The sequence below is a fragment of the Ammoniphilus sp. CFH 90114 genome (assembly GCF_004123195.1).
GTDB lineage: Bacteria > Bacillota > Bacilli > Aneurinibacillales > RAOX-1 > YIM-78166.
In genome coordinates this window covers 17752-39321 of record NZ_SDLI01000018.1, presented here as the reverse complement: position 1 = coordinate 39321, position 21570 = coordinate 17752, and the positions used below count along the sequence as shown (strand labels likewise).

Here is a 21570-nt window from a genome sequence, read left to right as displayed (position 1 = left end):
CGTTAGAAAATAGAGAAATAGAGGAAGTATCCACCTCCTCTATTTCCCTAGTCACTCTTAACCTACCACTTCATCCAATTCCTCTTCTGCATGGTGTTTCGTCTGACATTCGGGGGAACAATATCCATGATGCTCTTCCTCACAATGAACGTGGGCAATGGTCTTTCTGTTGCACTTAGGGTAAGCACAGTTAATGTAGCGATCCTCGGGTTCCCCGCAATAATGACATTTCCCAATGACCCGATCTTCATCTGTACGGTTGACTGGAACAGAAATCCGCTCGTCAAACACATAAAGCTTTCCATCCCATAATCTTCCCTCTACCTCAGGGTCTTTGCCATAAGTAACGATTCCACCATGAAGCTGAGCTACATCCTTGAATCCTTCATCCATCATCCAACCCGTTAACTTTTCACAACGGACGCCTCCCGTGCAGTAGGTGATGATCTTTTTGTCTTTATATTGACCCAGGTTCTCACGAATCCACTCTGGAAATTCGCGAAACGATTTAACATCCGGACGAATTGCTCCTCGGAAATGCCCGATATCATATTCATAATCGTTACGTCCATCGATAACAATCACATCATCATCTTGAAGAGCTTCATAGAATTCTTTTGGGTCTAGATATTTTCCTGTTTTCTCAAACGGCTTAGGAGCATCCTCTACTCGGAAAGTAACGAGCTCCTCCTTATGTCGAACATGCATCTTCTGAAAAGCAGGTTGATCCACTTCATCGATTTTGAACCATAAATCATTAAAACGAGGGTCCGCATGCATATGGTCCATATATTTTTGTGTTTGTTCGATCGTTCCTGATACGGTCCCGTTAATACCCTCACTGGCAACCAAGATCCGCCCCTTCAATCCAAGCTCATTGCAGAGTTGCAGATGCTCCTGAGCGAATTCATCCGGATTATCGATAGGAACGAATTTATAATAAAGCAATATGCGATAGGGTTTATTCGTTTCCAATTCATTTCCTCCTGAAAAGTTTAGATACTTCTATTCTCCCCAACTTTAACCATTTTAGGCTGAAAACTTAGGAATGGACTGAACTCTCCCACCGAAAATAAATGCAGTTCATGCATGGCTCTAGTACAAGCGGTATAGAATAACTTCCTCTCACCTTCATCATTATATACCTCTTTGGAGGCATTATAAATAAGAACCGCATCAAATTCGACACCTTTAGCCAGATACGAGGGGATGACTACGATTCCAGTCTGAAAAGAGCTCATTTCTTTGTCGATTAGTTGCAGTTGAACTTTTTCATTCAATCGGTCATAAACTTCTCGACATTCTACTGTGGTTTTCCCAATCACAGCAATCGTCCGATACCCCGCTCTTTGAAGGAGTTGAATTTGCTCAAACAATCTTTGCACCAGCTCTTCTCTAGTTGCGACTTGAGTACAGGTTGGGGGGAGCCCCTCCCTATTAAACGGTTCTATTCCTTCTCCATTAAGAAGAAGCTCGCGAGTAAACTCTACAATGGCACGAGTAGATCGATACGTCCTCCGAAGAACGACCTGTTCTGTCTGTTCCTCCGGAAATAACGAATACAACGAAGCAAGAGCATCCTGATTTTGCGAGTGTGTATAGATGGCTTGATTCCAATCTCCAAGCACAGTCATTTTACTATGCGGGAATAACTTTCGAATAAAGGCAAATTGAAAGGCGGAATAGTCCTGCGCCTCATCAATAAATACATGACGAATGGATGGATTGGTTTGAAAACCCTCTATTCGTTCCTTCAAATATAAGTAAGGGGTTGCGTCCTCTTGCCTAAGGACATTCTTCTCCAGCATCTCCACTGTATGCTTACATATCTCGACCCAAGTGACAGGTAACTCCAAATCAGGTGCTGCTTGCCTAAGCATAGCCTGATCCATAAATAACTGGTGGTACATCGCAGTGATATCAATGAAATTTAATCGACGGATCAACGTATAGATAGGCTTAAAATGTTTTTCAACGATCCGTTTTGCTAACAATTCTTGTTCCCTGTCAAAGTCGTCAAATCGATCTTCCATTGATTTTTCTTGTTTCTTTAACTCCTTGTAAGCCCATTGGTAAGCCTCCTGCCCCAGAAGCTGCATCTCGTCTTCTACCCACGATTTCTCTCTTTCGCTCCTCTCTTTCACTTTCAACTCTTTTTCGATCCATTCGGTAAGCTGAGTTAGTCGATTAGGGATTGAGACAGAGGAATCTAAGCTATAAAATTGCTCCTTTAGCCTCTCAGCCGACAGAAGAACCTCATCATGAAAGAGAATATCCTTAAATATCAACCCTTCTTGTTCAAGGAAAGAGACGTATTGATTTAACAGCTGTAAAAACTGAGTAGAGGCCTTAAATTGAATTCCTTGAATTCTAGCAGCATACCCCTCCTCAGTTTTTGAGGTCAGGACATACTCCATTTGTGTTAAAGGATCCTCGAGCTCAAACGCCTCCCCAAGGCGATGTTCAAGATAGTCTTGGAACGTGGTCTGCTGCATATTCTCCTCCCCAAGCTCCGGCAGCACGGTTGACACATAGCTGTTGAATAAACGGTTTGGGGAAAACAAGACGATTTGGTCTGAAGAAAGCTTTCCGCGATACCTGTAAAGCAAGTAAGCTACTCGCTGTAGAGCTGCTGACGTTTTGCCACTTCCAGCCGCGCCTTGAACCACTAATAGACGGCTTCTTTCATTGCGAATTACTTCATTTTGCTCGCGTTGTATGGTTGCTACGATACTTTTCATTTGAGCGTCAGCTTGTTGCTTCCCTAGAACTTCCTGCAGGAGTTCATCTCCGATGGTCACCCCTGTATCGAACAAACTGATGAGTGAACCGTTACGGATAATATATTGTCTCTTGCCTTTCATTGTCCCGTGGATTATTCCCCCTGGCGTATCATAACTGACAGGTCCAGGCAGAAAATCATAATACAGACTTGAAATCGGCGCACGCCAATCATAGACGAGAAATTCCAAGTCATCCTCATCCATAAAGGAGGCTACCCCAATATATACTTGTTCTGCACCTTCAACACCCTCTTCTTGAACCTCAACCCTCCCGAAGTAGGGACTTTGTTGCAATCGCAGTAGGGTTTTTAACTGTTTTTCAGACTGGAGGTGACGCCGTTCTTTTTCCGATAGCCCTTCCGCGTGCTGTTTTAAACTAGCTAGTGTCTCCGCCATTTCATGTGAATCATCAAAGTTAATCGTTATATCGTCCCAAAAGCATTTACGAGATTCAATAACCTGCCCTCTTTCTGCTTGAACCTCTTGCTCTACACGTTTGATCCTTGTCTCGAGCTCCTTTTTGACCCGCTCTAGTCGCTCTTGCTCTTCTTTCTTTACTGCCTCCATCAAAGTCACACCCACCTCATTCGTGTTATTGTGCGGGATACAATTCTTCGAGATACACGCTCACCAAAGAAAAGCTCCCAGGTGCAGTTCCTAGCATCTTCTCATAAATTTCACTAACCGCCTTTACTTTCTCATTAAACTGCTCCTTCGAGCAGGCAAATAAGCTGGGGTCAAGCATGAAGTGAAGACCAACCAGTAAAAACTCGGTGATCTGCTGAGGATATAGGGTATGGAACTGACCTTCTCTTACACCTTGTTCAACGATGCTCGTTAAGATCGGGACATAGTCTTTAATCATCTGGACCTTCATTTTTTGATGAAACACGGAGTGGCCTTCCTGATGGAGATGATTCATCAATCCATCCCGGTAAGCCTGAGTCGCTTTTGCTGAGAAGGCCTCTGTGACTTGCAATAATTTCTCAACTGCAGCTACTCCCTCTTTCCTTTCAATTTCTCGCAATACAGGAATGCTCTCTTGAATCACCATCTGAATGACAGCATCCGCAATTTCTTCCTTGGAATTGAAATAATGATAAAAGGTCCCCTTGGCTACTCCAATATCTTGAATAATGTCGTTTACCGCCGTTTTCTCATAGCCCTTTACCGAAAACAAATTCGCTGCAGCCTGAATAATCTCTAATCTTCGCTCTTCTGGACGCTTCACTGTTCTAGCCAAATCATTCCCTCCCATCTTTTTCCTTTTATTATCATACAATACCGACCGACGGTCAGTCAATTATTCAAAAAAAGTATTTCTCCTTTCTCCCGAATCATGCAAAAAAAGCCCCAGTCAGACCTGTTGGACTGTTGAGACTTTTTCGTTTTCTTGCTACCTTATTTATACTCAGCGTTTCATCGGTACCTTGCCATAGGTCAAGATTCTCCACAACCACTCCATCGGCCCATAGGAATAGGACTTCAACCATAGATAACTAAAATGGATCTGAACATAGAAGATGCAGACGGTTAATAGAAGGCCCTCAGCAAGGGATAACTGATTGTAAAGATTAAACGTAAATACAAGCAGTAAAGTAAGAATCGTTTGTCCAAGATAATTACTTAAAGCCATCTGTCCCACATAACCTAGTGGAAGTAGACGATTCAAGATTTTCTTCTTAGAAGACAAGATGGCTATTGAGGAAATATAAAATAGACTCATCGTTATCCCACTCACATTGACGAAAAAGACCCGACTAACGTTTTTTCCTGCTCCTATCGTAATCCATTCCAATTGAATCGACAGTAAAACAATAATGAGAGGCAGACTTACGAGGCCGCTTCCCCACAACACCCACTTAAATGGGTTGATCTGTTCGTCAATCTTTTGAAACAGCTTTTTCTTCCCCGCATATAACCCAAGTAGAAACAAAGGAAATATAGCAAGCACTTGAGAAATTAAGTTCCCTAGAATGAGAGGAACCTCGTCAGCTAATCGATACGCAAACCACTGTTGAATACTGCCACTTTGATACGCAATTAAGGCTAAATCGATTTTTTCTGCTCCGATAAGTTGTCTAGTTTGAACATACTGCTGATAGAAGGAGGTCGGCCAAAACACCTCCATAGCAAATAACCCATAAAGCGCCGCAAGGAATAAGAAAGACCATATCAGTACAGTTATCGGCCTTCTTCTATAAAACAGAAATAGAAGCAAACCTCCTATCGCATAAATATGTAAGATATCGCCTGACCATAGAAACACTAAATGAAACAACCCAAACCCCAACATCGCTAACATCCTTCGAGAAAATAGCAGATATACATTCTCACCTTTACTGGCTGCGCGCTCCATCAATAAATAAAATCCTAGGCCAAACAAAAAGGAGAAAATAGGATAGAACTTCCCTTGAACGAATAGGTCGAAAAAAAGGCGAAGATACTTGTCTACCCCTTCATATGCATATTGGATCATGTAATAATCCTGTAAGATCGTGGGAGAATGGAATGCCGGCATATTGACGATGAGTATACCGAACAGGGCAAATCCTCTAAGAATATCAAGGCTAATAATACGATCATTCTGAACTACCGGTTTTGACTTCAAGAAGGTTCTCCTTTCACTTTGTCTTTTCATTTTAGATTACTTGTGCTAGCCTTAAATGGTCATAATTTCCCAATCGGATAAGGAGGAAATGATCAATCATGGTTAGACCCATGGGCGTTGCCATCATTGGCTATTTTTACATTTTCGGTGCTATGGTTATGCTCTACACCTCCATCTTTTATCATTCAGATGCAGATACTATCGGTGTCGCAGCAAGATTTGGACTACTACAAGAAGTGGAACGTCCTACTCGCATGATTGTAGCTATTGTATCTTTCATTATTGCATTCGGATATATGCAAATGAAAAGATGGGGATATGGGTTGATGCTTGCCTATTCGGTCATCTTTGCAGGCATTAGCCTATCACTTACATTAACCTACAATCAGCAGCCTTATATCGGAAATTTGGTTTGGTCGACTATTGTGATTATCTACACCCTACTTGTATACAGATCATTTTTCCCTGCAAAGGCTACTGGATCTCACAAAAAAGTTTAGTACAAAAAGGAGGGATTCACAATGTAGGTTCCCTCCTATACTCTTAAAACTAGGATAGGATAATAGTTTTACTTTCCAAAAATTGTATCCTTTCAACAAGAACAACTAAGACTCCAGACCCTCTCCCCCCCTCTCTAGAACTAGGACAAAAACCCCGTTTTTTCAACAAATAAACCGAAAACCACCAAAAGCTTATGAAGTATTACAGGTGTTTAGATCATTCTTTACACTAATTTAAGTCCAATGAACCAGGACGAAGAGCACTAGATTCTTTACCAAAATTGGTAGATAATTCTATTTGTATGCGTTTACATACCAATTTATCTAGGAGGCTACTATGAAAAAGTACTTAAGAACCTTATCTCTCTCATTATTAGCAAGTAGTTTATTGTTTTCTGCCACCCCAATATTCGCCCAAAAGCTGGACAACCCTTCCATCCATGCTTTTGACAATAAAGTCATTAAGAAGATTGATGTTGAGAATATCTACGGAAATGTCGCTTATTTTGCTAATTCCATTGGAGCCCGTGTAGCTGGAACTGAAAATGAAAAGAAAACTGTTGATTATATCGCTGCACAGTTTAAGCAATTTGGATATGATCAAGTAGAAATTCAACCATTTGAGTTTATCCAGGGATATAAAGCACCAACTAAAACAACCTTCACTGTAGATGGACAAGCCTTTGATGTGGGTGCTTTTGGTTATAGTTCCAATACACAAGGTGATATAACAGGCGAGCTAGTTTACATTGGATTAGGGAAGCTTGAGGATGTAGAGGGCAAAGACCTAACGGGAAAAATCGCTCTAATTAAAAGAGGCGATATTGCTTTCACAGAAAAAGTAAAAAATGCTAAGGAGGCTGGTGCGGTTGGCGTTGTCATTTTCAATAATACTTCAGCCCCTTTCAATAGCAGTCTAGGTGCAAGTGAAACGAATCTACCAACCGTTTCTATGTCAGGCACACTCGGTGAAGAATTAGTAAACATCCTAGAAAATGGTAGTCTATCAGCTACACTAACCATTGAAGGGGCAGAAATCATGAAAGGAACTTCCCATAACGTTATTGCCACGAAGAAGCCTCATCCCAAGCATGATACTGGACAAGTCATTATCCTTGGAGCTCATCATGATTCGGTAGCTGTCGGTACAGGAGCTAGCGATAATGCTTCTGGTACGGCTGTATTATTGGAAGCGGCCAGAGTGTTGGCTAACACCCAAACTGACACTGAAATTCGTTTTATCACTTTTGGAGCGGAAGAAAGAGGACTACTAGGATCTAGATTCTATGCTCAAAACATGTCTGATGAGGATATCGAACGAACAGTAGGTATGTTTAATATGGATATGGTCGGAAGCAAGAATTCAGGTGAGAAACTAGTTATGTTTACTTATGATGGAAAGGAAAATACGGTAACGACACTAGGCAATTCAGCTGGATCTCGCTTACATGAGCCTGTTCCGTTTAATCAAGTGGGTCGCAGCGATCATCAGCCTTTCACTGAAGTAGGTATTGATGCGGCTGTATTCTCGTATGCCCCCTTAGAACCCGAATACCATTCTCCAGGCGATGTCCTTGAACTAATTAGCAAAGATAAACTGTTAATGACAGCTGAGGTGATTATTGCATCCATCTACCATGCCGCTCGCCCGGATACCCCAGCTCTGCAAAGGGCAAAGGTAGCACCCGTTTTAATCCCTGCGGAAAAAGATGAGGACGTGAAATTGTAATATTCGTGAAGAGGGGCCTCAAGTGAGGCTCCCCTTTTTATTCTTCAGCAAAACTTAATTACTGGTTACCATTCCTTGTTCTTAGATCAGCTTGCGTTCGATTCTGCCCCATCGGCCCCGTAACAAACGCTCCCTGATACTCATATACGTCTTCTTGGGCCCGATTCGTTTGAGTCTGCCCATGTCGGACATTGTTGGTAGTTCCGTATGGACCTGCCCCCTGGATTTTTTGATTGTCTCCCACAATCCCAGTACTGCCTCTGTTCCCCTGATTAAAATTCTGGTACTGATCCACTCCAACCCCATGCGTCCCAACTTGGTTCATCTGGTTGGTTTGAGCTCCCCTGTCGTTATTCGCTCCACATCCAATAAGAGAGAGGGTTAAACCGATTATAGAAAGAACGCGAAATGAATGTCTCATAAACTAACCTCCTTTTACCTTAGGATGACAAAAAGATAAACAATTTACTCGCGGCTTTGTACCTATCACGTCACTAATTCAGAGCACTCCCCATACTAGATTCCTACATCATTAATGTATATAATCAGTTCATATAGATGGTAGAAAGTTTATTATTAAAAGAGGTTGTATACATGGGAGATATAATACCTTTTCCAATACAAGAGAAGCTACATTGGAATGGGCGATATTTAACGTATCAAGAACTGCGATACGTTCGTGAATACTTACTTTCCGTATCAAGGCGAATTAGAATTAAACGGTTAAGTTTTTCAGGGATTGATTTCCGGGGTAATGATGTGAAAGTAATCATTGATCAACTTTATGAGAAAAAAATCATTGGTCCTGAAGAAAGAAACCGCATCTATAACAAAATAAATGTCTGAAGAACACCCATGCAAAATAAAAAGGTCTTCCTAGAGGAAGGCCTTTTTATTCTCCAAACGCAAACATCATTTCCATCTCACAAACCAGTTCTCCATCTACAGTAGCTATAGCTCTCCTTTACTAATTTTCTGATAGGTTTCTTCATTACAAACGATAAATAGCTTAGCTCTTTCAGGAATCGCCTCATCTAGGCGGCGATTAATGTCTAATTGGTTTCGGTCCGCAAGTAAGGTAGCTCCTTGTTCGATTAGATCTAAGAATGCATCTCGGTACGTCCTCCAATGTGGTTGAGTATGAATCTCATAGATGTTATCCCCATACTGTTTACTAGTGAGCTGTCGGAACAGCTCGCTTGACCCCTTATGAAGAGATGCTTGAGCCACTAATCGAGAAACAGCTTCATTAGATAATATAAATTCATCCACATTGGCATGACGAAACTTCGAGATATGGCTTTCCATCATAATTTCTACAATGGTGTAGATTTCTTTGCCAGATTCCTTGGAAATAGATTCAACCGCAGACGCAATAAGAAGGGTCTTCCCATCAGAAAATACAGCATCAGCCATGTGATCATCCGCAAAGATAGAGACACTAACGGACTCAAGGATATTAGCTTTTAATAAAGTCTCTTCTTCTGATGGATCCCCTTCAATATAATGGACGTTACCTAAGGGAATGGGGTTATGCTCATATGTACCAATGAAAACAAAAGATGCCTCTTTTTGAACTTCGGCTACCTCCTGAATCGCTTTCTTCACCTTCACTAAATTCCCTATAAATATATAATGTTTGCTCCCCGTAAATTTCAATTTCCCGCTCTCCTTTAAACGTTGGAATGTGCTTAAGGAATCTATAACCTTTCCGATCAGTACACCCACTAAGCCAATACCAAAAATATAGAGAAAAATCATGGTATACAGTTTTCCTAATGAGGTCTGGGGTGAAACATCTCCGTACCCTACTGTTACTACTGTCGTCATCACCCACCATATCGCTTCAAAAATGGTGGGAAAGGTATCCGGTTCCAAAGTACGGATAACCACCGAGCTAATTAGAATGAGTAGGGTACACAATAACAACACCGTACCAAATCCCATACGAATTAACCGAGACCAAATACGCGCAAAAATGTACATAATTTCCTTCCTTCCCCGTCCAAACAGGTGATTTTTAGCCATTGAACGAAGCTTGAGTCCGCAGCCACTTACTCATCACGTTACTACTCCATCATAATGATAAAGTTGATGAAACTTCAACCTTTTTTACCAATTATTATAAAATAATTGTCATCTGATTCCCCTTTGAATTATAATAACAATGAACTTTAATATTTCTGCGATGATAAAGAAGAGTAGACATGATGGACACTTCAGAGAGCTGATGGTTGGTGCGAATCAGTGTGAAAGTGATGTTGAATGGGCTTTTGAGCAACCAGACCGAAAAATCACAGAGTAGGTCTTGGCGGATGTCTCACCGTTACAAGAGACAGGGTATCGAAACTTATTGTCGTTTCCGTACCTTGCATAAGTGCGTTTGCTTTGTTTAGCAGACGAATGAAGGTGGCACCACGGCTTTCCGTCCTTTGATATAGGGATGGAAGGCCTTTTTTTGTGATCTAAGAGGAGGGATACATCATGGAAGATGGCTGGTGGATGAATTCTATACGTCAATGGATAAGGAAAACCAAAAAATGGAGGGATTTTGATGGCTAGAGAAATTTTAACTTCAGGAATAAGACCCACGGGGGAACTGCATTTAGGCAACTACTATGGCGCGATGAAAAATATCCTTGAATTGCAGAATAAATATCAAGCTTATTTTTTTATCGTTGATATCCATTCTCTCACTACCCATCCGAAGCCGGATAGCTTGATGAGAAATGTGTTAGAAATTGCAAAGGATTACTTGGCCGCAGGGCTTGACCCCGAGCAATCTACCTTTTACACGCAATCCTCTATTGCAGAGGAAATATGTGAATTGCATACCTATTTAAGTATGGTCATGCCGTTAGGTGACTTGTTGCGTTGCCCAACCTTTAAAGAAAAGGCGAAGAAGCACCCTGATAATGTCAACTATGGATTAGTAGGTTATCCCGTATTAATGGCTGCCGATATTCTCATCCACAAAGGTAAACTGGTTCCAGTGGGTGAGGATCAACTTGTTCACTTGGAGATGGCTAGAACCATCGTCCGTAAGTTCAATCAGCTCTACGGTGAAATATTCCCTGAACCAAGACCTATTATAGAAAACGCTGTGCGTATTCCTTCTCTTTCTGGAAAGGGGAAAATGAGTAAGTCAGATCTAGCAAACAGTTATATCAGCATGAAAGACAGCAAGGAAATCATTCACGAAAAGGTAAGAAAAGCTTACTCTGACCCGACTCGAGTCTACAAACATCAAGCAGGCAATCCCTCGAAAGAAGGGTGTAATGTTTATCATCTTCATACTTATTTTACAGACCAAGAAACACTAAATGAAATTCAAGTAAATTGTCAGGGAGCTGCTATAGGGTGTATTCAATGTAAATCGCTTTTAAGTAACTCCATTCAAACCCTTATTGAACCCTTTAGAGACAAACGTGAAAAGTTGACAGATGATTATATCTATGATGTCTTAGCACTAGGGCGCCGAAAAGCAAAAGAATCATCACAAAAAGTAATTGCTGAAGTAAGAAAAGCCATCGGGTTGAGAATGTTTTAATAAAACTGAGGGGAAGATCCTTTAAGAATCTTCCCTCTCCCTGTTCCCTTCCTGCTCCCCTTCACAGCACTTTTCCTCATTTTTTACTTCTTCAAATTTAATATCACAGCAAGAACTCGATTTTTTACTAAACAAAATTTGAAATAGACTCATAATAAAATCCTCCTCTAGGATTAAATAATATAGAACAAAAATCCGGATAATGTAGACATCAAGAACACTGAACCGACGAAAGCAGCGACTAACTTCTTTTTAAATATGCTGTTGAGTAGGGTGAGTTCCGGCAAGCTAGCCCCAGCCGAACTAATCATTAAAGCCATTACTGGTCCTAGAGCCATCCCTTTAGCAATCATAATCTGAGATATTGGAATCATTGTCGATAGTCTTATATAAAGAGGGATGCCAATCACTGCAGCTATTGGCACTAGCCACCATTTATCACCGCCCATATAAGAAGTTATCCATTCGGTAGGGACAGCTCCATGAATGATGGCTCCAATAGCTGCTCCCGCGATAAGATAAGGGTACACGGTCTTCATAAGTCCCCATGTTTCGGCAAAGGCCAAACTGATATTGAATTTTTTTACGCCTGGCTCATACCCTTTCATAATCACTTGCTTGACTTGGGACTCAAATCCTAATTTCTCCAGTGAGAAACCAATGATAATCGATAAAACGGAGGTAATAAGCGTATATGCTATCGCTACTTTAACCCCAAGGATAGCTGTCATTAGTGTCAGGATTGTAGGATCAAGAACAGGTGAAGCAAAAAGAAATACCATAACAATTCCAAAGCGCACCTTCTTGTTCAGCAAATTAACTACAACAGGGATCGTTGAGCAGGAGCAAAATGGAGTAACAAAAGCAAATCCTAAAGCAATAAATGCACTTGCTAATGGATGATTCCTCCCCATCCATCTCTCCATCTTTTCGTAAGAAACTAGGCCTTGCAGGAGACTAATAAGAAATGAAATACCTATAAACAGAACAGTCAATTCTAAGGCAATATAGAGAAAGCTTTCAAAAACTTCCGTCCACACACAACCTCCCTCCTTTCTTAACAACCAACCTCACAGCAATCCGAATTTTTCTTCACAAAACTAAATCCATTAATCCAATTTGCTATTCTTACACCAACCTTCACCTTCTTTCTCATATAGAAAGACTGTTGTAGTTCTTTTACCTTTTCTTCTGCCATTTTCTCCATGATATAGAAATTCCCCATCTTCTCCACCCCTTATTTGCATTTTGCAAGTATTAGTTTTTATTAAGCAATTATCATCTTGCTCACTTTGTTGCTTCTCATTTTTACCAATTTTTCTTTCTGATATATTTATATCACCATAACTTGCATTTTACAAGTATTTTTTTAAAAATAAAAGACGGTTGATCCCTGAGGTTAATTTTTCTTGCAGTACACCTCCATTTCCTTTATCATCAAACATGACATGCTATTTTAAGGGGTATATTTATGGACTATCGCGACTATAGTTTGGACAAGTCCCTTGGTCATAAATTGGCCAAATCCTCCCGATTACTAACTAACCGGTTGAATCAGAGGTTTAGGGAGAATAACCTTTCAATCACCGTTGAGCAATGGGTGATCATGGTGCATTTGTGGGAGAATGACGGCCTTACCCAGAATGACCTCTCAAGTCTGACGGGCAAGGACCAACCGAGTGTATCTCGTCTCATCGATAATATGATAAAAAGAGATTTAGTAAAGCGACTCCCTCACCCAACAGACAGACGAACGAATTTAATTTATCTAACTCCATATGGAAAAGAGATTCAGAAGGCTCTTATTGCTCAAGTCATGACGGCTCTAGCCGAAGCCTCCCATGGCATAGATCCTAAAGAAATGGAAATCTGCTTTTCTGTACTGGATCGTGTCATTGTGAATCTTAGTGAATAAAAAAGAGGGTAATCCATGCGACAGTTTGGCGTCGTTTGAAGTTACCCTCTTTGTTTTTAGTTCAAGTAAATCGTTTGTGTTTCTGAGTCCCAGCCTACATTAGCCCCTAGAGCTTCTGCAATCACTCGCAAAGGCAAGAATACTCTACCTCCACGGTTGATCGCTGGGCTATCATTCTGTACGTATACGCCTCCTATATTGATAACGTAACTGCCAACAGGAATAGAGATGGCTTTACCATCCTTGAGAATGGTTACGACTTGTCCCTTCGGATCCCAGCCTACAACAGCCCCGAAAGCTTCCGCGACAGCACGTACAGGAACGAGTGTTCTTCCATTACGATCAATGAATGGAGCTTCATCTAGAGCCTTTTCTTCCCCATTTACGGTATAGCTGGTAGAACCAATGGTGAATATCGCTGATTTCATGATATTTCCATTTGCGGGGATTATTACGTTTGCAGCCGCTATTCTTGCCACATGTTCAACTCCCGTTGTCTGAACCATGGACCCAGATAGGCTTACCATTAAACCACCTTCCGGAACCGTGCGGTCTACGGTCACTTTAACGCCCTTAAGAGTTAGGGTTGATGAAACCGTACTTGATGATTTCACTGGTATTTGAATATACCAGCGACCTTCTTGATCTTTTTCCGTGATCGCACGATTCGATTCTACAACCAGATCTCCATCCACTTGGATTTGCGAAGCATCAGGCGTGTTCGGTCTAATTCCCGTTTCAAAAGTAAAACGAATAAAGGAATCTGAGCTAGCATCAATAGCTCCAGCCACCGATTCTTTTACTACAAGATCACCAATCGTTTGGTTTTGCACCCCACCTTGGACTGGTTTTAGAAAGGAGCCCGGCACCTCCATGGAAACAGGCGCAATCACCCTTGCAATGACCCCTGCATCTCCTGATACACCAGCTGTCCCATCCAGGACAGCCCGGATCTCAGTCGGACTTACGTCAGCAGCGATATCCAGCAACCCTTTGTTAAGCACCAATTTGGCACCTTTTGCACCATTCGAAGTGGTTTTGATCGTTGCACTGATGGTATCTCCAGAACTTCCCAACAATTCCCACTCACCAAACTCAAGGCCTTGCAGGTCAGATAAAGATGCGTTAACTTGAGGAGGCTGTATTAGTTTGCTCTGATGATCTACCGCCCACTTCACTCCTCCCGTTAATTCAATTCGGATGGATCCCCCGGAACGCAAGGACCCCGGTGCCTGCTCTTCAACAACCAGCTGACCCATTTCTGTATACATAGGATCCCTTGAGCCTGATCTCCCAGCAAGCACATCTTTTGGATTTTCGGTTTTTGCGATAACTCGATACGGCGCATATTTGCCTATGACAAGAGAAGTACTATTCGTTTTACTTGATCCACTCACTGTCATTACAATGTCACCGAACTTCACAACGGAGGAATCCTGTACTCCGATCTCAGCATGATGGATTGTAAAATAGCTAGCCGATTTGGTAGATGTTGGTACATATATTTCTAATTCTCGTGTATCTGATGAACGCCTAGCCGTTATTTCTCCTACTACTCCACTATCCCCATCCACAAAGCTTACTGGATAATTCGTTTCTGTCCATTCAAACCCAAAAGGCAAACGAAGCTTCAAACTAGAGCTTCCTGCCATTAATGCTCCAGGGATATCTTCTTTGAATCGAATCGTATCTAACGTCCCGGTACCGCCTTCTGGAATCGTTTTTAGGGAATCAACTGACACATCGATTAATCCAGTCCCTCTGTTCGCTACGATTACCTGTTGGTCGTTAAAGGCACTTCCCGCTTTACCTTCTATTACCGCTTGAATAGCCGAATCCGCATTCCCCGGAACGTATACACTTCCTAGACTCATTTTTAAAGTCGTATCTACGTCCGTCCCTGCTCCTTCTGCCTTCGCCACATTTTTCACAATCACTTTGAGCTCGTTGTGGTTCGTTTGATACACAGAAAGATGCTGAGCTGCCCCATCATTCCATGGATCATTTAAACCACCAACTACTTCAATTAACGGTTTGACTGAGCCATCAGGCTTTGTAACCATAGCACCTGAGATATCGGTCATTCCATCTGCTGCTGCTGGAATATTGAATTTAAAATCGGCTGGTAATCTTAAAAAGAAGAAGTCATCATTGTTTAAATCTGAAATTGGAACTTTTAGTTTAATATCGCCTAAGTCCTTATAATCTGTATTCGTAACACTAGCATTAATCGCTTGCACTCCAACTACGCTAAATGCGGTTGCCGCTTGTCCCATGCTTGGCCAAGCCAGACTAGCTAACAGTGCCGCTATAGAAAGGACGGAAACAAATTGATTACATTTTCTCATCCTATTTTTCCTCCATCTATATGAATCTTGAGAAAGTCTAGGATAATTTATCATAATTCCATAGCATATTCATTAGTGAAAGCCTGCCAAGCCTTCCAAGAAAAAGCACATAAAAAAGAAGACGAGCATCATAGCTGTCTTCTTTATAGAATAGGTGATCAAGTAAAACTGCGAATCATAATTTCCTCAACAGGAAATCGAGGCGTTTGGTGAGCAGGGGCTTCTGCATATCCGATGGGTATCATCATGTTAATTGTATAACGATCTGGGATACGAAGTTCTTGACGTAATGCATCAGCATTAAAACCACCCATAGGTACAGAATCCAAGCCATAGGATTTAGCAGCCAACATGAGCTGCATGGCCGCCAGAGAAGCATTTCGTATGGCCTCAAATAATCCAAAGTTATGCACATTATGATAAGCCCCGTTAATATTCTCTACCAATTTTTGTCTAGCTTCATTTGTCATGTATCCAACCTTAACCGCATCTTCATATATTCTGTCGGCATTCTCATTTGCTTGAATATCGCCAAGTACAATAATGAGCGCCGAGCAATCACTTACTTGCTGCTGACCATATGCTATCGGTAACAATTTGTCTTTTATGTCTTGATCTTCAATAATCAGAAACTTCCAATGTTGCAAGTTCCATGAGGAGGGTGCACTCCCAGCTAATTCAATAATATCCTTTAAAATTTCCGGAGGGATTTTCTCTCCACGTTTATATTTTCTTACACTACTCCGTTCTTTCATGACTTTATGGATCTCTCTCTCCGCTGCAGATATACTCATTCTACTTCCCTCCCTGTTTGATAAGATAGTACTTTACTATTTTGCTCGAGTAAGCTTAGATCAGGTATGTAAATGTCTGACAGCTTGACAGCAGGATGTTTCACAGATTTGAATTTTTCAATATTTTCCCTTATAATGTTTTTGTACCTTAACTGTTGTTATAGCAATAATTGGAGTGATTCAGTTGAGATTATCCTTGAATGACTATATCAGTATTTTCATTCATCAAACAGACCTAACCCTGACGAATCATGTAAAGGGAAAATTAGCTCCCTTTAATCTTGCCCCTGAGCAGAATCTGATCCTCATGCTACTCTGGGAGAAAGACGGAATGAATCAACAAGAACTTGCGGATAAACTTCAAAAAGATAAAACAAATATTGCTCGCATGGTTCTTAACCTTGAACAAAAGGGATTTATCCGACGAATCAGCGGGGAACATGATCGGCGTTCATTAAGGGTTTTTCTGACAGAGGAAGGAAAGGAACTTGGCGATCATATCATACCAATTGCTGAAGCATTCAATTCACAGGTATGCAAGGGAATTTCAAAGGAAGAGCTTCAAGAAGTTAGGAGAATCCTTTCTAAGATGTGTGCTAATATCCAGTAAGGATCCTACCTTGCATTTCTTCGTCAAATGGTTGCTATAGCAACGTAAATTTTAAAATAGGGGTGGAAGTATGTACGATATCGCTATTATTGGTGCGGGGCCAGCGGGGGCCAGTGCAGCTTTGTTTGCGGCAAAAGCAGGGAAAAAGACATTAGTTCTTGATCATGACAAAAGTATGACCAAGAGAGCATGGGTAGAAAATCACTATGGAGTTATGGAGATTACCGGACCAGACCTAGTGGAGATCGGAAAAGAACAAGCAAAGAAGTTCGGCGCAGAAATCGTAACAGATACCGTCCAAAACATTACGAAGGCGGACAATGGATTTAAGATCGAGACGGACAATGAAACTTTTGAAGCAGATCACATCATTTTCGCAACAGGAGTTGCTGTGGAATTAGCCGAGAAAGTAGGAATAAAGACAAAAGAAGGTACAGAGCCGCGTATCAAGACCGTTCTTGATGTCGATGCCAAAGGCCAAACCTCCGTCTCAGGCATCTGGGGAGCAGGTACGGTAGCTGGTGTTAGCGTTCACACAATCATTACTGCTGGTGATGGTGCAAGAGTAGCGATCAACGTCATCAGTGAATTAAACGGCGAACGTTATGTCGATCATGATGTATTAAAATCGTAGTTACAGAAGAAATTAAAATCACCAGGGCTTTCCTCCTGGTGATTTTGTCTTTTTAATATCCGTCCGACTTATGACCCATATTTTCCGCATTCTTGCTAGCCATATCTGCAGCTGCTGTACTCATATGATCGTTTATTTCCTGTTTAGCCTTCTCTAGTCCTTCTTTCACACGCTGACCATATTCGGGGTCAGCATTCGTAAAGTATTCAACCATCTTATCTTGAATATTCGGTTTGCAAATTTTTAATGCATCCACTAAATTCGAGACAAGCTCATTTTTCTCAACATCATCAAATGCACGATACGTTTTCCCCGCTTGAGCAAAGTCATTCGTCCGATCAATCTTTTGGCGAACAAGCTTGGCCTTGTAATGAGGTTCATGCTCAGTCCATCTCTTCGGTGCTTCCTTCAATCCGCCAAGCGTGGAGGGTTCATAGTTGACATGTGGATTTTGTCCTGGTGCCATGTCTACTTGATATTCCATTTGACCATCCCGTTGGTTTGTCGCCACATGCTTCTTGGGTGCATTTACAGGTAATTGCAGATAATTTGTCCCTACTCGGTATCTTTGCGTATCTGAATAAGAAAAAGTACGTCCTTGGAGTAATTTGTCATCGGAAAAATCTAGCCCATCAACCAGCACCCCTGTACCAAAGGCGACCTGTTCCACTTCTGCAAAATAATTTTCAGGATTTTTGTTCAGAACCATCTTCCCTACAGGCAAGAACGGAAATTGTTCAGGATCCCATAATTTTGTCGGGTCAAGCGGATCAAAATCTAGTTCAGGATGCTCATTATCACTCATGATCTGAACGCAAAGCTCCCACTCTGGGTAATTGTCTTCCCTAATGGCCTGATATAGATCCTGAGTGGCATGATTATGGTTGGTTGACTGAATCTGATTTGCTTCATGTTGCAGTAGGTTCTTAATTCCCTGATTGATAGGTTCCCAATGATATTTAACTAGCATGGCTTCCCCCGCTTGATTTACCCACTTATAGGTATTCACGCCGGAACCTTGCATCTGTCTATAATTAGCGGGAATCCCCCAAGGAGAAAATAAAAAAGTAACCATATGGGTGGCTTCGGGCGTCTGAGAAAGGAAATCAAACATTCTTTCTGGGTCCGGTAAATTCGTAACTGGGTCTGGCTTGAAGGAGTGAACCATATCAGGAAACTTAAGGGGATCACGGATAAAGAAAATCTTTAAATTATTACCTACTAAATCCCAGTTTCCATCTTCAGTGTAGAACTTGGTAGCGAAACCGCGAGGGTCGCGCAAGGTTTCAGGTGAGTGTCCCCCGCCCACTACAGTAGAGAAACGGACAAACACAGGCGTTCTCTTTCCTGCTTCCTGAAATAGTTTGGCTCTTGTATATTTAGAGATCGGTTCATTACCAACTTTTCCATACGCTTCAAAATAACCGTGGGCTCCTGCTCCACGTGCATGAACAACTCTCTCGGGAATTCGTTCGCGATCAAAGTGAGATATTTTTTCCAGAAAGTCATAATTCTCTAATGTTGTTGGTCCTCTGTTTCCTACGGTTCTCACATTTTGATTATCGGTTATGGGGTGCCCCTGCCTATTGGTTAAGGTTTCTTGACTTTCCCCTTCCGAAAGTCGGTTATCTGTAGAACCTCCAACCCCGTTTACAGAAGTTCCATCTTCATTCCTATTCTGTTTATCCATATGACACCTCCTGAAAATCAACACTTCGAAACTTATCTTGTCCATACACGAAACCCTGTATACAATATTTGCCACAAAACCACCTACATGACTAAGGAAATGGAATATGAAAAAAAGATCGCACACGCGATCTTTGAAAGAACTACCATTTTTACTTTTTAGTTAGAGCTTCTCGGTCCGTAGCCATTGGCGGTTGTTCCATCCAGCCATTCTTGATCAAGATGTTTGCACCATCTTCAGCAAACAAAGCGATCTCTTGCATAAAGCGGGTATAATGCATTCCGATATCACGTCTTGGACTCGACCCCAAACTTGTACCATAGTGACTCAACGAAGCCCCTGTTAAAGCAGCCACGTGAAACATCATGAGCTTTTCAGAGAATGTAGGTGTCGTGGATTCGGTGGGGATCGTATCCCAAGTCATAGAAGCAGATAGATTAGATTCCGAAAGTAAAGATCCAAAGACTTCAATTTGTTTACTTGCAATTTGTTTACCCCTGACAAAAAAATCAATGACTTCCTTTGTTTGGGCAACTTGAGAAAAACCCATGATTAATGATCTTCCAATTTCATTGCGTTCAATATTAAAGAAAATATTCATAACCTCTATACAATTAAGGGGTCTTCGATCACCCAGCCACCCGTTAAGAAAACCTTGTTTTTCAACAAACTCCACACGTTTAGGCAATACGATTTGAGGCGGTCTCAGAAACAGGCCCTTCGACAGGAGAGTTTCCCTTGTTCTGTTATAAAGTTCTGCGGATGCTTGAACACACCCCTCAAAAAATTTAGATATATCTGTTCTAGCGCTATTAGCTAAAGACAAAGAGTAGCCATTCCCACCAATCTTGCCCATATTATGTAAGTAAAATAAATAAAACGTATCGGAAAATAATCGTGGAGCTGACAAGTCGACATCATTTTGCTCACTAAAACCTTCTGGGATTGCAATGTCTTCGTTATTAAAAAGGCTCGAAATATGATGAAGATGCTCTTGGGATAGGCTTAATGCGAAATGGAGTAAACCCTCTATTTCCTTATCTTTGACATGGCCTAAAAATTGCTTTAAAACACAAATCGCCATGCTATCGTTCATGTAGGTGGTCCACAAATGAGCTAATTCAGATGTCGACATCATCACTTGTCTTTCACTTTCCATTTAAGGCCTCCTGGAAAAACTAACATATCGATATCGGATAGTATTTCTCATTTGTGAGGTTTAATACAGACTTCTTACCCATTCCACCTATTTTAATTCTGCTAAAACTTCTTCAATTTTTGCTAGCTCAGATTGTAAACCGCCACCACTTAAGTACCAAAGCGGACCATCTAAGTAAACGATTTTATTGTTTTGGAATGCTTGTGTTTTCTTAATGATTTCATTTTCCATATCAGCTTTAATCTTTGATTCGCCACCTACAGCTGCTGTACGGTCGATTACGAATAACACTTGTGGATCAAATTCTAAAAGTGCTTCGAAACCGAAGTTTGAACCATGAGAAGAAGCGGCGATATCCTCTGTTACTGGTTTGAAGCCATAGATATTATAAATGTAACCATAATTAGAGTTCGATGCAAAACCAGATAATTTACCTTCGTTGTACATCGCAACTAATGATGTTTCATAGTTACCAGCTAAAGTCTTAATTTTTTCTAGTGCGGAGTCATATTTTTCTAGGTACTCTTCAGCTTCCTTTTCCTTACCGAACATTTTTGCTGCAACATCTACAGAAGCTAAGAAAGTGTTCCAATAATCATTTTGAGAGGTTCCTACGAATACTACAGGAGCAATTTCTTTAAACTCTTCATAGAATACAGATTGACGACCTGAGATAAAGATTACATCTGGCTTAAGCGCTGCGATATCTTCAAGTAATGGGCCCTTTAAAGTACCAATGTTTGTGTACTCATCACCTGAATAGTCTTCTAGGTGAGATGGTAATGTGGAGTCTTTAGCAACTCCGGCAATTCCCTTAACACCAAGTGCATCCAATGTATCTAAGAAACCATAGTCAAATACTACAATCTTTTCTGGCATTTTTTCGAATGTCACATCTTTAAAAGTGATTGTACCTTTTTCTTCATTTTTTGTTGAAGCTAATGTTGGAGATACAGTCATTGGATACGCAGGACCGCTCTCTTCTGCAGCTGCAGGGGTTTCTGCAGTTTTAGTTTCTGCTGCAACTTCCTTTGGTTGGGCTGTTGTAGCTTCTTCATTAGCGCCACAACCGGCAAGCAATAAGAACACAGCTAATGTTGCACTAACTAACTTTAGTTTTTTCATGGTTCTTTCTCCCCTTTTTATATTTGTTGTTTTATTGTTAATGATAATTAATATCATTAATAACCGTTATCAGTATACTGTCATCATTTATTACCGTCAATACGATTCTCTATAAATTATCT

General features: G+C 41.1%; 21 protein-coding genes and 1 other annotated feature. Of the genes, 7 read left to right on the top strand and 14 right to left on the bottom strand.

Annotated features, from left to right (window positions below):
• Positions 1-57 precede the first annotated feature (57 nt).
• From trhO to EIZ39_RS23690, 4 genes are all read right to left on the bottom strand, one after another.
• A complete protein-coding gene (gene trhO / locus EIZ39_RS23705) occupies positions 58-975 on the bottom strand; it encodes an oxygen-dependent tRNA uridine(34) hydroxylase TrhO (RefSeq protein ID WP_129203579.1) in 918 nt (305 codons plus the stop codon).
• 20 nt (positions 976-995) lie between these two features.
• Positions 996-3350, bottom strand: coding sequence for an RNA polymerase recycling motor HelD (gene helD, locus EIZ39_RS23700; RefSeq protein WP_205668632.1), 2355 nt, complete (start codon positions 3348-3350; stop codon positions 996-998).
• Between the two features lie 25 nt (positions 3351-3375).
• Entirely contained in the window at positions 3376-4026 is a 651-nt protein-coding gene (locus EIZ39_RS23695; protein WP_164985285.1) for a TetR/AcrR family transcriptional regulator, read from the bottom strand.
• A gap of 168 nt (positions 4027-4194) precedes the next feature.
• Positions 4195-5394, bottom strand: coding sequence for a DUF418 domain-containing protein (locus EIZ39_RS23690; RefSeq protein ID WP_164985284.1), 1200 nt, complete (start codon positions 5392-5394; stop codon positions 4195-4197).
• Positions 5395-5492: 98 nt separating this feature from the next.
• Between EIZ39_RS23690 and EIZ39_RS23685 the strand changes: the two genes are divergently transcribed.
• Positions 5493-5894 carry a hypothetical protein gene (locus EIZ39_RS23685; protein ID WP_129203572.1) on the top strand — a complete coding sequence of 134 codons (402 nt, stop codon included), beginning with the start codon at positions 5493-5495 and terminating at the stop codon, positions 5892-5894.
• Positions 5895-6231: 337 nt separating this feature from the next.
• Positions 6232-7623 (top strand): M20/M25/M40 family metallo-hydrolase, encoded by a 1392-nt coding sequence (locus EIZ39_RS27680; RefSeq protein WP_129203570.1) that lies wholly within the window; start codon positions 6232-6234, stop codon positions 7621-7623.
• A 58-nt stretch (positions 7624-7681) separates the two neighbouring features.
• Here EIZ39_RS27680 and EIZ39_RS23675 read toward each other — a convergent pair whose 3' ends face one another.
• Entirely contained in the window at positions 7682-8044 is a 363-nt protein-coding gene (locus tag EIZ39_RS23675; RefSeq protein ID WP_129203568.1) for a hypothetical protein, read from the bottom strand.
• A gap of 173 nt (positions 8045-8217) precedes the next feature.
• On the opposite strand from EIZ39_RS23675, the gene EIZ39_RS23670 reads away from it, so the two are divergent.
• Positions 8218-8469 (top strand): hypothetical protein, encoded by a 252-nt coding sequence (locus EIZ39_RS23670; RefSeq protein ID WP_129203566.1) that lies wholly within the window; start codon positions 8218-8220, stop codon positions 8467-8469.
• Between the two features lie 105 nt (positions 8470-8574).
• Here EIZ39_RS23670 and EIZ39_RS23665 read toward each other — a convergent pair whose 3' ends face one another.
• Positions 8575-9609: a potassium channel family protein gene (locus EIZ39_RS23665; protein WP_205668631.1), complete on the bottom strand. Its 1035-nt coding sequence runs from the start codon at positions 9607-9609 to the stop codon at positions 8575-8577.
• Between the two features lie 193 nt (positions 9610-9802).
• Positions 9803-10059, top strand: a binding site (T-box leader).
• Between the two features lie 118 nt (positions 10060-10177).
• Here EIZ39_RS23665 and trpS point away from each other — a divergent pair.
• Positions 10178-11173, top strand: a complete 996-nt coding sequence (gene trpS, locus EIZ39_RS23660; RefSeq protein WP_129203564.1) for a tryptophan--tRNA ligase — start codon at positions 10178-10180, stop codon at positions 11171-11173.
• 21 nt (positions 11174-11194) lie between these two features.
• Here the strand turns inward: trpS and EIZ39_RS27615 are convergent, their stop codons facing one another.
• From EIZ39_RS27615 to EIZ39_RS26895, 3 genes are read right to left on the bottom strand one after another with little or no spacing between them, the layout of a single operon-like run.
• On the bottom strand, positions 11195-11326 hold the full coding sequence (locus EIZ39_RS27615) for a hypothetical protein (protein ID WP_255434053.1): 132 nt from the start codon (positions 11324-11326) through the stop codon (positions 11195-11197).
• A 20-nt stretch (positions 11327-11346) separates the two neighbouring features.
• Entirely contained in the window at positions 11347-12213 is an 867-nt protein-coding gene (locus tag EIZ39_RS23655; RefSeq protein WP_129203562.1) for a permease, read from the bottom strand.
• A 17-nt stretch (positions 12214-12230) separates the two neighbouring features.
• Positions 12231-12398, bottom strand: a complete 168-nt coding sequence (locus tag EIZ39_RS26895; RefSeq protein ID WP_164985283.1) for a hypothetical protein — start codon at positions 12396-12398, stop codon at positions 12231-12233.
• A 246-nt stretch (positions 12399-12644) separates the two neighbouring features.
• On the opposite strand from EIZ39_RS26895, the gene EIZ39_RS23650 reads away from it, so the two are divergent.
• On the top strand, positions 12645-13088 hold the full coding sequence (locus EIZ39_RS23650) for a MarR family winged helix-turn-helix transcriptional regulator (protein WP_129203560.1): 444 nt from the start codon (positions 12645-12647) through the stop codon (positions 13086-13088).
• Between the two features lie 56 nt (positions 13089-13144).
• On the opposite strand, the gene EIZ39_RS23645 is transcribed toward EIZ39_RS23650, so the two are convergent.
• Both EIZ39_RS23645 and EIZ39_RS23640 read right to left on the bottom strand, forming a co-directional pair.
• Positions 13145-15436, bottom strand: a complete 2292-nt coding sequence (locus tag EIZ39_RS23645) for a copper amine oxidase N-terminal domain-containing protein (RefSeq protein WP_164985282.1) — start codon at positions 15434-15436, stop codon at positions 13145-13147.
• 158 nt (positions 15437-15594) lie between these two features.
• Positions 15595-16230 carry a nitroreductase family protein gene (locus EIZ39_RS23640; RefSeq protein ID WP_129203556.1) on the bottom strand — a complete coding sequence of 212 codons (636 nt, stop codon included), beginning with the start codon at positions 16228-16230 and terminating at the stop codon, positions 15595-15597.
• A gap of 175 nt (positions 16231-16405) precedes the next feature.
• On the opposite strand from EIZ39_RS23640, the gene EIZ39_RS23635 reads away from it, so the two are divergent.
• Entirely contained in the window at positions 16406-16840 is a 435-nt protein-coding gene (locus EIZ39_RS23635; RefSeq protein ID WP_368666356.1) for a MarR family winged helix-turn-helix transcriptional regulator, read from the top strand.
• A 70-nt stretch (positions 16841-16910) separates the two neighbouring features.
• On the top strand, positions 16911-17474 hold the full coding sequence (locus EIZ39_RS23630) for an FAD-dependent oxidoreductase (RefSeq protein WP_129203551.1): 564 nt from the start codon (positions 16911-16913) through the stop codon (positions 17472-17474).
• A 52-nt stretch (positions 17475-17526) separates the two neighbouring features.
• On the opposite strand, the gene EIZ39_RS23625 is transcribed toward EIZ39_RS23630, so the two are convergent.
• The 3 genes from EIZ39_RS23625 to EIZ39_RS23615 form a co-directional block, all read right to left on the bottom strand.
• A complete protein-coding gene (locus tag EIZ39_RS23625) occupies positions 17527-19164 on the bottom strand; it encodes a catalase (protein WP_129203549.1) in 1638 nt (545 codons plus the stop codon).
• 151 nt (positions 19165-19315) lie between these two features.
• Positions 19316-20323, bottom strand: coding sequence for a DUF3231 family protein (locus EIZ39_RS23620; protein WP_129203547.1), 1008 nt, complete (start codon positions 20321-20323; stop codon positions 19316-19318).
• A gap of 87 nt (positions 20324-20410) precedes the next feature.
• Positions 20411-21448 (bottom strand): siderophore ABC transporter substrate-binding protein, encoded by a 1038-nt coding sequence (locus EIZ39_RS23615; protein ID WP_129203546.1) that lies wholly within the window; start codon positions 21446-21448, stop codon positions 20411-20413.
• Between the last annotated feature and the right edge of the window lie 122 nt (positions 21449-21570).